The organism is Dyella sp. AD56 (assembly GCF_002878475.1).
In the GTDB taxonomy this organism is placed as follows: domain Bacteria; phylum Pseudomonadota; class Gammaproteobacteria; order Xanthomonadales; family Rhodanobacteraceae; genus Dyella.
The window spans coordinates 59,147-72,623 of sequence record NZ_NRDP01000003.1 but is presented as its reverse complement, the minus strand read 5'-3'; the positions used below and the strand labels follow the sequence as shown (position 1 = coordinate 72,623).

At 59.5% G+C, this 13,477-nt stretch carries 9 protein-coding genes and 1 pseudogene; 2 read left to right on the top strand and 8 right to left on the bottom strand.

Annotated features, from left to right (window positions below):
* Positions 1 to 3 precede the first annotated feature (3 nt).
* From DyAD56_RS02885 to lgt, 4 genes are all read right to left on the bottom strand, one after another.
* A complete protein-coding gene (locus DyAD56_RS02885; RefSeq protein WP_102301250.1) occupies positions 4 to 957 on the bottom strand; it encodes a Nudix family hydrolase in 954 nt (317 codons plus the stop codon).
* 12 nt (positions 958 to 969) lie between these two features.
* On the bottom strand, positions 970 to 1,458 hold the full coding sequence (locus DyAD56_RS02880) for a dihydrofolate reductase (RefSeq protein WP_102301249.1): 489 nt from the start codon (positions 1,456 to 1,458) through the stop codon (positions 970 to 972).
* A 154-nt stretch (positions 1,459 to 1,612) separates the two neighbouring features.
* Complete coding sequence (locus tag DyAD56_RS02875; protein ID WP_102301248.1) at positions 1,613 to 2,407, bottom strand: thymidylate synthase; 795 nt, start codon at positions 2,405 to 2,407, stop codon at positions 1,613 to 1,615.
* Positions 2,408 to 2,410: 3 nt separating this feature from the next.
* A complete protein-coding gene (gene lgt, locus DyAD56_RS02870) occupies positions 2,411 to 3,301 on the bottom strand; it encodes a prolipoprotein diacylglyceryl transferase (RefSeq protein WP_102301247.1) in 891 nt (296 codons plus the stop codon).
* Positions 3,302 to 3,654: 353 nt separating this feature from the next.
* Here lgt and DyAD56_RS02865 point away from each other — a divergent pair, with 353 nt between their 5' ends.
* Positions 3,655 to 6,540, top strand: coding sequence for a TonB-dependent receptor (locus tag DyAD56_RS02865; protein WP_102301246.1), 2,886 nt, complete (start codon positions 3,655 to 3,657; stop codon positions 6,538 to 6,540).
* 153 nt (positions 6,541 to 6,693) lie between these two features.
* On the opposite strand, the gene DyAD56_RS02860 is transcribed toward DyAD56_RS02865, so the two are convergent.
* The 4 genes from DyAD56_RS02860 to DyAD56_RS02845 form a co-directional block, all read right to left on the bottom strand.
* Positions 6,694 to 7,653, bottom strand: a complete 960-nt coding sequence (locus DyAD56_RS02860; RefSeq protein WP_233202259.1) for a hypothetical protein — start codon at positions 7,651 to 7,653, stop codon at positions 6,694 to 6,696.
* Between the two features lie 31 nt (positions 7,654 to 7,684).
* Complete coding sequence (locus tag DyAD56_RS02855; RefSeq protein ID WP_102301245.1) at positions 7,685 to 9,877, bottom strand: peptidase domain-containing ABC transporter; 2,193 nt, start codon at positions 9,875 to 9,877, stop codon at positions 7,685 to 7,687.
* 3 nt (positions 9,878 to 9,880) lie between these two features.
* Positions 9,881 to 10,648, bottom strand: a complete 768-nt coding sequence (locus DyAD56_RS02850) for an efflux RND transporter periplasmic adaptor subunit (RefSeq protein ID WP_102301244.1) — start codon at positions 10,646 to 10,648, stop codon at positions 9,881 to 9,883.
* 804 nt (positions 10,649 to 11,452) lie between these two features.
* Entirely contained in the window at positions 11,453 to 12,352 is a 900-nt protein-coding gene (locus DyAD56_RS02845; RefSeq protein ID WP_158241239.1) for a fimbrial protein, read from the bottom strand.
* Between the two features lie 84 nt (positions 12,353 to 12,436).
* Here DyAD56_RS02845 and DyAD56_RS02840 point away from each other — a divergent pair.
* Positions 12,437 to 13,465, top strand: a pseudogene (locus DyAD56_RS02840) (IS3 family transposase).
* Positions 13,466 to 13,477: the final 12 nt, after the last annotated feature.

Sequence of the window (13,477 nt, the reverse complement as noted above, 5' to 3'; positions counted from 1 at the left end):
CGCTCACCAAAAGCCGCGAATACCCGCCACGCCTTGCCCGCCAGCCTGCTGCGCCGTGTCAATCTGCGCCGAACTCATGCCGCCGAGTGCGTAAACCGGCAAGGCTGATTCATCGACCAGCGCCTCGAACCTCGCCCAACCCATCGGCGCGGCGTCTGGGTGCGTCGTCGTCAAAGCGACGGGCGACAAGGTAGCGAAGTCGGCCACACCCAGCGCCCGACGCAGATCATCCGCGTGATGGCAGCTCGCACCAATCCGCTGGGTGGGTGGCAACGGTCTCACATGGAACGTCGAGAGTTGCGCGGCCTTTAGCTGCAGGCCTACGCCCTCACCTAACGCCAGCGCACCCTCGACGTCACCGCTCAACAGCAAATGCGTCCCTTGAGTGCGTGCCTCAGGCAGCAGCTCCGCCGCCAGCGCTCTCACCAGAGCTACCGGCCATTGGGGAAAACGCAGGAGGATCATCTGCTCGCCGGCAGCAATGGCGTGACGAACACGCTGCCGCCATTCGTCGCTTGCCGAGGGCGGCACATCCGCCGTGATGGCGTAGCGTGCAGGTAGCTGGAGCGCGCGGAGGATATACCGATCCGCCGGCGCGAGCAGGTCCAGGTCAACCGCATGCGGGTCGCACCACTGCAACGCCTGTCCATCCAGCGAAGCTGGCTCACCGCGCCACACACGCACGACGCGTGCATCCAACAGCAGCGAACGCTCGCCGTAGCGCCAAGGCACACGAATCAGCGATTCGCTGACGGTCGCCTCCACGCCGAGCTCTTCATGAAGTTCACGCACCAGCCCATCCGTTGGCGCCTCCCCGGCCTCCAGCTTTCCGCCGGGAAATTCCCAAAGGCCCGCCAGGTGCTTACCGGGCGGGCGCTGCGCTAGTAGTACGCGCCCCAGGGAATCGAGCATGACGCCGGCCATGACATGCATGGCGCCGGCCGTCGTAGCGGTCATGCGTTGACTCGCTCAGGCGTTGCGGATGTATTCGACCATGTCGAAGTCGTAGGCGTGGCTGTCATCTTTCTTGTGATGCACGCGAGAGACTTCGGTCCAGTCGCTGAAATGCACGCCCGGGAAGAACGTATCAGCCCCATCAACCGCTGCATTGACCCAGGTGAGATACAAGCGTCGCGCCTTGGGCAGGGCTTCGGTGTAGACCTCGCCGCCGCCGATCACCATCAGACCCGTGCCACCCGCGCGCGCATAACCCTCGGCGAGCGAGCGCACCGTAATTTGGCCCGGGAACGGCGCCTCGTGTTTGCGGCTAAGCACTAGGTTGGTACGGTCAGGCAAGGGGCGACCGATGGCCACGGCCGTGTTGTAGCCCATCAGCACGTACTTGCCGAGCGTGAGCTCCTTGAACCAGCGCAGGTCGTCCGGCAGGTGCCAGGGCAACTGGCCCTTTCGGCCAATAGCGAAGTTCTCATCCAGCGCGGCAATCAGCGAAATAGCCATGGAAATCCTTGAATCATCGACGGTATTGACCCCGCGCCACCAGCCAGGGGCCGTCGCGCGGCGCCGATCTTAGCAGGATGCGTGAACCATCCCGCTCAAATGACACCCCCGGAGCCCACGCCCGACCGTCCGCGCTGACTCTAATCCGCTTTTTTTATACCGCCACCGGGGCCTTGATGGCGCCGTAGGGCTCGTAACCCACGATAGCGATGTCCTCGTAGCGGAAATCGAAAATCGAGCGCACGTCAGGATTGAGCTGCAACCGTGGCAGCGGCCGTGGCTCGCGGGTCAGTTGCAAGCGCGCCTGCTCCACGTGGTTGTTGTACAGGTGCGCATCACCCAGCGTGTGCACGAAATCACCCACGCCCAGATCACACACCTGGGCGATCATGTGGGTCAGCAGCGCATAGCTGGCGATGTTGAAAGGCACACCAAGGAAGATGTCCGCGGAGCGCTGGTAAAGCTGGCAGCTGAGCTTGCCGTTGGCAACGTAGAACTGGAACAGCGCATGGCACGGCATCAGTGCCATTTTCGGCAGCTCCCCGACATTCCACGCACTCACCACCAGCCGACGGGAATCCGGATTACGCCGGATCTCGTCCACTACCCAGCGGATCTGGTCCACCACGCCACCGTCGGCAGTAGGCCATGCACGCCACTGCTGCCCGTAGACCGGGCCGAGATCGCCATGCTCGTCGGCCCATTCATCCCAGATGCTGACGCCGTTGTCCTTGAGGTAGGCGATATTGGTGTCGCCCTGCAGGAACCAGATCAGCTCATGAATGATCGACCGCAAGTGCAGCTTCTTCGTCGTGACCAGCGGGAACCCTTCCGCCAGGTCAAAGCGCATCTGCCAGCCGAACACGCTGCGCGTGCCCGTGCCAGTGCGGTCCGCCTTCTCCGCGCCGTGATCGAGCACGTGCTGCAGCAGGTCGAGATAGGCTCGCACGGCTTACTCCTTGGTCGGTATCGAGACGTTGTACAGGCGCATGGTCGGCGCCTTGCGCGACATGACCACCAACACCAGCCCGATGACGATCAACGGCAACGACTGGATCTGGCCCATGGTCAGCCAGCCCCACGCGAGGTAACCCAGCTGCGGGTCGGGCACGCGCACGAACTCTACGCCGAAACGGAAACAGCCATACAACAATGCAAACAGGCCGGAAATCAGGTAACGCGGACGCGGCTTTAGCGACACGAGGAACAACACGGTGAACATCACCACGCCCTCAAGCAGCATTTCATAGAGCTGCGAAGGGTGGCGCGGCAAGCCGCCGAACTGAGCCAACGCCGCCTGCCACTGCGGATGCGTGGCGGCCCAATCCACGTCAGCCGAGCGGGCGTTCGGGAAAATCATTGCCCAGGGTACTGAACCCGGCTTGCCCCACAGCTCGCCATTGATGAAGTTGCCCAGGCGACCCAGCCCCAGCCCGATTGGCACCAGCGGCGCAACGAAATCGACCGTGTCGAAAAAATGCATATGGTTACGGCGCGACCACCACAGGCCGGCGGTGAGCACGCCGAGCAACCCACCGTGGAAACTCATGCCGCCATCCCACACGCGGAAGAGCGCCAGCGGGTCTTGCCATATCCAATGGATGTCGGCGTAGAACAGCATGTACCAGATACGCCCGCCGATGATCACGCCCATCATCACGTAGAACGCCAGGTCACCCAGCGCATCGCGGGTCACTGGCAGGCGGCCGTGCTGGCGGCGGTACTCGGCAAACAGCCACGCACCGAGGAAGCCAGTCAGATACATCAGGCCATACCAGTGAATCTGTAGCGGCCCCAGCTTGAAGGCGACGGGGTCGAAGGCAACGATAAAGGGCTGCGTCATGGGCAAGCAGGTAGCGACAAAGCGCCAGTGTAGCGGGCCACGCACTCCTTAGGGATCGTGGCTGTGATCACCCACGAAAGGAGGGCGATCGTCGCGAGTCATGCGCCTCAACTCACTTTTTTGGCGCGGCCCCGCCGCCCCCTCCACACTAAAACCAACTATCACCTGACTGTTGCAGCAGGCTTGCACCTACACGTCACTTTGTTTTAACTTCGGGATTACATCGCCTGTCCCCCAAGCCCGGCGATGCCACGGCACGCACCCCTTCCCCAAGGCTGGTCGCGCCATCCCATATCCAGATGTCCAGCCCTCGCGAGCTGGCTGATGGCTATTTTTTGTTCGGAGTTCCAACAATGAAGCAAAAGACACTGCTGGCTACTGCCATCGCCGCAGCGCTGGTGCTGCAGACGTGGTCGGTGGCCGCACAGGATGCTGCCCCCGCCCAAGCTGATCAGTCCTCAGCCAAGAGCCTGGAAACCGTCACCGTCACCGGTTCGCGCATTCGTAGCGTGGACGTGGAGACCTCTCAGCCGGTCTTCACCATGGACAAGGCCGCCATCCAGGCGACCGGTCTGACCAATGTCAACGACATCCTTGCCCGCATGCCGTCCGCCGGCACGCCGGACATCACCCCGCAGGACACGCTGTCCAACGGTGCAGACGTCGGCGGCCGTTACGTCAACATCCGCAACCTCGGTTCGCAGCGCACGCTGGTGCTGGTCAATGGTCGCCGCTGGAGCACCAGCCTGTCCGGCCTGACCGACCTGTCGACCATCCCGGTCTCGATGATTGAGCGCATTGACATCCTCAAGGATGGCGCCTCCTCCATCTACGGTTCCGACGCCATCGGCGGCGTGGTGAACATCATCACCCGCGAGAAGTTCGACGGCGCCGAAGCCAACGTCTACTACGGCCAGAACGGCAAGGGCGACGGCGAGACGCAGAACTACGATTTCACTTGGGGCCACAGCACCGAGAAGAACTCGATCATCGTCGGCGCCTCGTACCAGAACGTCGACCCGATGTGGAACAAGGAGCGTCCTGAGACCTCCTACGCCCAGGGTCCGCGTCACCCGACCGCTGGTCTGGGTCTGGGCCAGTACGGCCGCGTGGTCGATCCGACCACCGGTGACCAGTACGTGATAAACCACGGTTCGACCGCCACCGGCGACCTGTCGAACTACCACCTGTACGATCCCACCAGCACGGCCGACAAGTACAACACGCAGCGGGATATGACCTTCCGCGCCGGCACCAAGCTGAAGAACCTGTACCTGCAGGATCGCTACAAGCTGACCGACAACATCACGCTGCATGGCGCTGCCAGCTACAGCACCCGTGACACGTCCAGCCAGCTCTCCGGCTACCCGTTCCAGTCGGGTTCGGCTGACACGCCGATCCTGATCAGCGGTCAGAACGCCTACAACCCGTTCCCGGGTGAGGACGCCGAATTCTTCCGCCGCACGGTGGAAATGCCCCGCGTCACGGACACGCAGTCCAAGCTGGCGCACATCGACCTGGGCGTCGATGGCTACTTCCAGTTCCTGAATCACGATTGGAGCTGGGACGCGGGCTTCACCTACGACGCCAACCACATCCGCATGCGCACCACCGGCAATATCTACCTGCCGAATGCACGCGCGGCTCTGGGCCCGACGACCATGATCAACGGCCAGGTGGCTTGCGCCAGCGCCGCCGATCGCGCCGCCGGTTGCGTGCCGTGGAACATCCTCGCCGGTCCGGGTGGCACCCCGCAGTCGGTGCTGAACTACGTGAACTACGTGGGCACCGATCGCCAGGCCAGCTACACCTCCGACTGGAGCGCTAACGTCTCCGGTGGTCTGTTCGACCTGCCGGCTGGCACGGTGAGCCTGGCTGTGGGCGTGGAGCATCGCGGTGAGAAGGGCGACTTCCGCCCGGACGCTAACGACGCTGCCGGCCTGACGTCCAACCTCGCCAGCGCCCCGACCTCCGGCGCATACAACACCAACGAAGCGTACGCCGAGCTCGACGTGCCGCTGTTGCGTGACCTGCCGGGTGCACAGGAGCTGGGCCTGAACGTCGCCAGCCGCTACTCGCACTACAGCAACTTCGGCAGCACCACGAACAACAAGTACAGCTTCCGCTGGCGTCCGTTCGCGGACCTGCTGGTCCGTGGTACCTGGGCTCAGGGCTTCCGTGCGCCGACCATCAGCGATCTGTACGGTGGCACCGGTCAGAGCTTCGAGACCTTCCTCGATCCGTGTGATTCCAAGTTCGGCGCTGCCGCCAGCAACTCCTCCGTGGCTCAGCGTTGCGCCGCCGCTGGCGTGCCGGCTGGCTACCGCCAGATCGACCAGACCGGCGCCCAGATCACCAGCTCGGCTGGCGGTCAGACGCCGACGGCTTTCCTGTCCGGTTCGAACCCGAACCTGCAGCCGGAAACCTCGATCACCCGTACGCTGGGCCTGGTCTACAGCCCGCATCAGGTCGAAGGCCTGGACTTCTCGGTTGATTACTACAACATCTACGTGAAGAACATCATCACCGGCGTCGATGCCAACGACATCGCCAACCTGTGCTATGTGCAGAACGATTCGTCGTACTGCAACCGCTTCACGCGCACCCCGGTCCCGACCTCCAACCTGGTGGCCGGTTCGATCAACAACCTCAACGAAAGCCTGACCAACCTCGGCACGCTGAAGACCGAGGGCTACGACGTCGGTATCCACTACCGTCTGCCGGAAACCTCGTTCGGTCGCTTCCGCATCGCTTCGGACAGCACCTACCTGACGAAGTACGAAACGGCCAGCGGCCCGGGCGCCACGCCGATCAACCACGTCGGCTACATGACCAGCAACACCAGCCTCTTCGGTGAAGACGGCATGTACCGCCTGCGTTCCAACCTGCAGTTGGATTGGGATTACCGCGAGTTCGGCGCAAGCTGGACGGTCCGTTACTACTCGGGCCTGAAGGACAAGTGCTACACCGCTACGGTGGAGTGCAACATGCCGAACTACACGACCCCGGGTCTGGGTGGTTACGGCGTGAGCCAGAAGGGTTCGGTGGCGTTCAACGACGCGCAGATCCGCTACACGGCTCCGTGGAAGGGTACGTTCTCGGTCGGTGTGAACAACATCTTCAACAAGAAGGGTCCGTACTACTACGCGGTCACGACCTCGGGCACCGGCAGCTCGCCGTACAACCCGGCGTTCGACATCGACCGTTACTGGTACGTGTCGTACAACCAGAAGTTCTAAGCTCGAAAGAGTGCAGTACTTCGAAAAGGCGGGCCTTCAGGCCCGCCTTTTTTCTTGGCAGCGAGAATGTCCCGTGTCGTGCGATTCGCTGGCAGAACCCAGAATGGGTACACGCTGCGACACAGACGTCTTTTTTGCCAAAGCACGGCCCAATTAGCGGGTAGCGGCAAATCCATAGAGCGTGGGATAGCCCGCAAACAGGCTGCCCTCGTAGCTGTGCGACAACGCACTGCCGATACAGTCGGCTACGCGCTGGGCGGCATCATCCACATCAAGCGGAACAGGCTCAAACATCACAACATCAAATCTTCCACGAGTGAATGTCAGGTAGTACGGGAGCAACGTAACCTGCATCCGCTTGCCAAGGCGAAAAACACCATCGTGAATACGCGATGGGCGACCGAAAATGCTCACCCCCACCGTGTCCATCGGATACCTGTGCATTGAATAAGGTGCGGCATCGGCGAAAAGAACCGCCATCTTGTCGCGTACCAGCGAACGCGCAAACCGAATTCCCAGGCTATTTCGAACGCCGTCGCCCTGCGTGTGCAAAATCTCCAATCCCGGTGTCAACTTTTCATCGCTCCCGAACTGATCATGTGGCACGCCCGAGACGATCGCGACATTGACCACACCAAGCGCTCGCTGCACTTCATGCACGGCAAGCACATTTGCGTACTGCGATACGTAATGGAAGGGCGAAAGGATCACCAGCCGCCCAGATTGCTCCATCCATAGCTGCGCGACCACACCAGCGATCCGGTCACCGACCGCGACGATATCCGGTAGATGCTCCACACCTTCCGATTTCTGCTGCCCAACATGGATACGTCGGTCGATCAGGCTCTCCAGAACGCCGCTCGACATGGCCGCCAGCCACTTGCCACGATCAAGCGAAAACAAGTCCCGGCCCGTTTCATATCGAACGATACCGTTCCATCGCCAGCGCACATCGACGATGCTTCGGCACAACCAACGTACCTTTGCCCAACGTGCGATCGTGGCAAATGAAACCCGCAGAAGCAGCCAGTTGTGATACGCGTAGATGCGCCTATGCCATCTACGCGCAAGACTCTTCGTTATCATGCGCTGAGCGCGCCAGATCGCCTCCATGATTCGCCGCCATGTATCACCCCACCTGCCCCTACGCATGCACAAGGCCATCCTGCACAAGTCGTCCGGGCATCTCAGGAGATCCACTCTGAACGCGTGCCTCATAGTCGACCTGAGTATCCGCCGCGAATGCCTTGTCACCCTCGGGACACACAGGCTGTAGCTGACCGTCGATCAACTCGAAGCGCCTTTCGAAATGAGCGGCGAGGGCATGGTCATGCGTAATGACCACGACCGTTCGATCAAGGCCAGACAAAAGCCTTGCGATGCGATCAACTGAGGCAGAGTCCAGATTCGAGGTCGGCTCATCGAGCAACAACAGTTCGCGATCCATGTATAACGCACGGGCGAGCAGTAAACGCTGACGCTGCCCTGCGGATATGTTCGCGATGGAATCGCTGACAATCGTCCGTGCACGCATAGGCAAGCGCATAACGTCATCCATCAAGCCCACCTCTTCCAGCACACGACGGACGCGGTTTTCGTCAGTGCGCCCAATGAACATGGACACGTTATCGGCAATGGAGCCGTTGAGAATGATGTCGCCCTGCCTCATGTGTGCAGCGTGTTGCCGAATTTCGTCGACTGCCAGATTGGGCCATCGAACACCATTAAGGATGATCTCGCCCTCCTGAAACGACTCAGAAGCCGCCAGCAGCTTGAAGATCGTCGACTTTCCAGTTCCCGACGCACCAATGATCGCAACCTTGTCCCCCTTGCGAAGTGACAAGCTCGTATCCCGCAGGATCCATGGGTCGGAGACGCCGTAGCGGAAGCTCACATTGAGCATATCAAGCGAATGGAACGAACGCATTTCTGGCGCTCGATGCAACGCTTCGGGCGCGCTGTAATGTTCGCCATCCGTATCGACGATGTCCGCGATGCGTTCTGCCGCCGACGCCAACAGACCGCGGGTGATTAACCCATTGATGACGCGGGTCAGCCGCTCCGTCACCAGTGACTTGTAGATCATGAACGAATAAAACACGCCCACCGAGATCGTTCCGGACAACATCAACTTACAAGCGAACCAGGTGACCGCCAGCACATCCGCATAACCCAGTAACTTCTGAATGGACTCGCGAACGGTGACGAGACGCGATCTTTCGAGCACTGCCGACATATAACCACGGAACCGAGTCATGAACTGACCGACCCGACGTGTCTCCCCGCCCGAAAGCTTGATGAGTGACGCGGCACGAATGGTCTCGATGAGAGCGTCGTCGCAGCGCCCCGACTCTTCCATGACCAGGGCGTGCATATCGCGCATCCGCACGAAGATCAGCATTGCTGCCGCCACATAAATAAAGAAGAGACTCAAAGTGATTGCGGTGAGCATGGTGCTGGCCAGTACCATCAGCACCACGCCAAGCAGGGCAACCGCGGTATCGACCCGCATGGACACGGCCGTTCGTGTCGCAAATTCGTCCACTTCCTCCTGCATTTTGACCTTCACAAAGAGATCGCCGACATTCCTCTTTTCGAAGAAAGAAGTGGGGTTTCTCAACAGATGGCCAACGAGACCCTCGGCCATGTTCATCCGCACTCCAACAAACACCACCTCAGTCAGATAGCCCTGCACGAAATGACCGAGCGTCCCCATGGCAAAGATGCTAGCGAATGTGAGAACCAGTGTTCCCAACAAGTCGATATTGTCGGATGCCACGACGTAGTCGAGTGCCATACCTCCGAAGAACGGCGTGGCAAGAATCGCGAACTGCGTGCCGATGGCAACGAACAATACCTTGCGTATGCGGGCAGTGAGCTCGGGATTTAGCAGGCGCACGCGCTCTAGCGACGCTCGTACTTTTGAACGTGCTTTTACACGCGGCATATCCGGCGATGGTGAACACTGAATCAGATAACCTGACACCGCAGCAGAAAAAACGTCATAGGCAATTCGCCGACGGCCTACCGCGGGGTCAATCACCCTGACATAGCCACGCCGCGCGCTCTCAAAGATGACGAAATGCGCTCCACCAAAGTGCAGGATAGCGCCCCGGCGAATCTCACCGATATGGTCCGGGCTGTACTGGTAGGCCTCCACCTCGAGACCGAAATCCGTGGCCACGTCATACAGATCGAGCAGGCTCAGACCATTTGCTGAAATGGGGCGAAACGCCGATATTTCTTTGACCTCAGTCGCACGACCAAAATGCGTAAGAACCATGGCAAGGCAGGCGTAACCGCATTCGGCGACCTCGTTCTGATAGATCACACGCATAGGTCAGCTTCGCTCTACATTTAACAACGGAGCGAAGAGCCACTCTGCGATCGTCATACGACCAACGACAACGCTGGCTTTGCCGCGCATCCCTGGAAGTATGCCAAGCTCCTCGCCACCATAGCGAAACGAACGCTCGCCGAGCTTCGCCCAGGCAACATAGTCACCGTCTGCGCCGCTGAAGATTCCGCTGTCATCAAACATTCGCGTAGCGGCAGCGCTCCCAATCGTCGTCAGCGATATCGAGTCAACCGTCGCACTCCGTGTACCGAAGCGCCCGTAGGGAAAAGCATCAAGTTTAATCCTTAGTTGCTGTCCTGATCGAATGAACCCGCGCTGTTCAGAAGGAATGCGCATAACCACGAACAGTGGTTCTCGCGACGCCTCTTCAACGACGATGGCGGTGTCGTTTTGCTGAAGAAACTGCCCTTTTCGAGCATTGACGAATAAGACAACCCCGTCTTTCGGAGCAAGCATGGTGGTCGCTCGATCGGACGTGTCCGCCGAGTCGGAAAACTTGCTACGCAGCGCAAGAAGCTTCTCGCCCTTCTTCACAGATTGCCCCGCGTCAACATAAATGTCTGATACCCATCCACCTTCGCCGTGGATTCGATGCATGGAGGGCGAAACCACCTCGCATGCGACGTCACGCCTGAACTCTACTTTCAAGCTACTCGCCAGGATCACCATAGTGATCACAATGGCCGAGGCTGCATAGGCAAGCCATCGCCAACCGATATCTCGAAAAAGGGGTAGTTGCCGCACCTCCATTGCCTTGATCCTTTACCCGAAACATCAACCAGCGCAAGTACTCCCTTGATGCGCCGCAATTAACACGAACATGTAAAGGCCGGTCACGACAATCGTCGTGACCGGCCTTCATTTCATGCAAAGCGGCGCCTTAGATTCCACCGCCGCCACTGGGGGTCTTTGTGCAAGGACACTTGCAGCAGCCACCAGCTACAGCAGCCTTGGCCAAATCGTTCTTATCGATCTTTTTCATACATCAACTCCAAACCGGTCAGTGAACAATAAGGTGCCAACGCTGATCACTTCGCCTCGTCAAGCGATCGCACCGAGCTGATGCAATTGCCAGATCAGGACAATACAGACAGACAGACAAAGGCTGCAGCGATGAACTGATCGGCCAAGACAATCATGCATTGGCAACCCACATCCTTGCTGCGTTCGGCACTAGAAACAATGCCAATGGAGAAGAAAAATTAATGTCGCGGCATGAACCTTCAATGGTTGTAATCCATGGATTACACCTAAAGATCGCATTTCATACTTACCTAATTGAATGATCGGAACTTGAGTTACTACAGACGTCTAAATAGACAAGAACATATCCATAGACAGCGATAAGACAAGCAAGAAGAAGAGCTCCAACCTGCTTCCTCACCGATTACGCAAGCATTCTACGTGGCCGCACCATATGGACTTTAATCCCGCACCAGACGCCACCGACATGACCATCGCCCGTATGTCGCTTCGCATGGAACGACATGTGATGCATGATCGATGGAGTAATTGGACGTGGCGAGCTGCTCCGGATTAGTCAGGAAGAAGCGCCTATTGGTAGCTCATGGTGAACACGGCCGCGGAGACCACGGTGCCCGGTGTTACTGCGGATGAAACCCGATAGTACGAAGCGCTGAGCGGGATGTTGAAGTTACCCCCCAAGCCAGAGTTGTATCCGGTCGCAGCGACCAGGGCGCCGAGCTCGACCGGGTGGTTGTTGGCATCACTGATCTGCAACCCGACACCGGTGGCAGAAGAGCTATTGCCAAGGCCAATGACGCCGGACTGGGCGTCAAGTACGCCGACCCCTGATGCCGCGTTCAGGCTGTACTGAATCGAGTTCAGCCCCGGCGGGCAGCCGTTGACAGCAATGACGAATCGCGTCGCCCCCGCGGTACTGCCTATGCCGGCGAAGCTGCTGACTGGCATGGGCTTCAACGTCACGGGCACGTCTGGGGTTGTGCATGCGCCCGCGGAGAATGTGATCTGACCGCTCGTTGCCGAGTAGATGAAGGTCGTCGTGCCATCAAAGTTCTCGCTGAAATTGGGAATATCGGTTGCCTTGACGCTCCCTCCCGTAACGAGTCCGGTCTTTACGAAGGTGTAGACCATGGACGGTCCAGCAAACCAGTACCAACCATAGGGCGCCGCTGTGGCACCCGGAAAATTCGCAATCGTATAGGTCGTGCTGCCGGGGATGGTCAAACCACCACGCTGTATGCGAACACCGATGCCGGCGACATTGGTGCCATAGAGTCCTGGACTGATTTGCGGCCATGGCGTGCTCGTCAGAACACCGTTGACGGTGCCGTTGGGTGTATTGCATTGCGCAATCCAGGTGCTGGAGTTCGTCTGTGAACCCGCCGCGAGCATGGGGCCGTTGACAACGGCAATGGTGCTGCCGACCCGACGTCCCCCCGCTTTTGAGTAGCGATTCGATTTGGAGTCCAATCCCCCAACCGAAGGAGATTGGACGTGAAGAAGCGTTTTACCGAAGAGCAGATCATCGGCTTCCTGCGAGAGGTTGAAGCCGGCATGCCAGTCAAGGAGCAGTGCCGCAAGCACGGCTTCAGTGAGGCTTCTTATTACCTGTGGCGCAGTAAATTCGGAGGCATGAGCGTGCCCGAAGCAAAGCGACTGAAGGATCTGGAGACAGAGAACGGGCGGCTGAAAAAGCTCCTGGCCGAACAGGTACTGGAGAACGAAGTCATCAAGGATGCGTTGCGAAAAAAGTGGTGAACGCACCGGCCCGACGTGAGCTGGTGCGTTACATGGTGGGCAGAGAACTGAGCGAGCGTCGGGCGCTGGCTATCGTCGGCATGAGCGCGAGCGCCTATCGCTATCAAGGTCGCCCCGATCGCAACATGGCGCTGCGCGAGCGCATCGTCGGTTTGGCCCAACGCCACCGACGCTATGGCGTCGGCATGATCTATCTGAAGCTTCGGCAGGAAGGACTCGTGGTGAACTACAAGCGCGTCGAGCGGCTGTATCAGGAAGCAAAGCTGCAGGTGCGCCGGCGAAAGCGCAAGAAGGTGCCTGTGGCCGAGCGTCAGCCTCTCCTTCGCCCTGCCAAGGCCAACGAGGTCTGGTCGATGGATTTTGTATTTGATCGCACGGCCGAAGGCCGTGTGATCAAGTGCCTCACCGTGGTTGACGACGCCACACACGAGTCGGTCGTGATCGAAGTAGAGCGTGCCATTTCTGGTGCCGGCGTCGCTCGCGTGATGGATCGCTTGGCGCTCACACGCGGCCTACCGAAGATCATTCGCAGTGATAACGGCAAGGAGTTTTGCGGGAAGGCCATGGTGGTGTGGGCCCATGAGCGCGGCGTGCAACTGCGGTTGATCGAGCCTGGCAAGCCCAACCAGAACGCTTACATCGAATCGTTCAACGGGCGCTTGCGCGATGAATGCCTCAACGAGCACTGGTTTCCCAGCCTGCTTCACGCACGCACCGAGATCGAAACCTGGCGCCGGGAATACAACGAAGAACGACCCAAGAAGGCTTTGGGCGGGCTCACGCCCGCCGACTATGCGAAGCAGCTAAAGTGACACTGGGCTCTAATTCGTCCCGCTA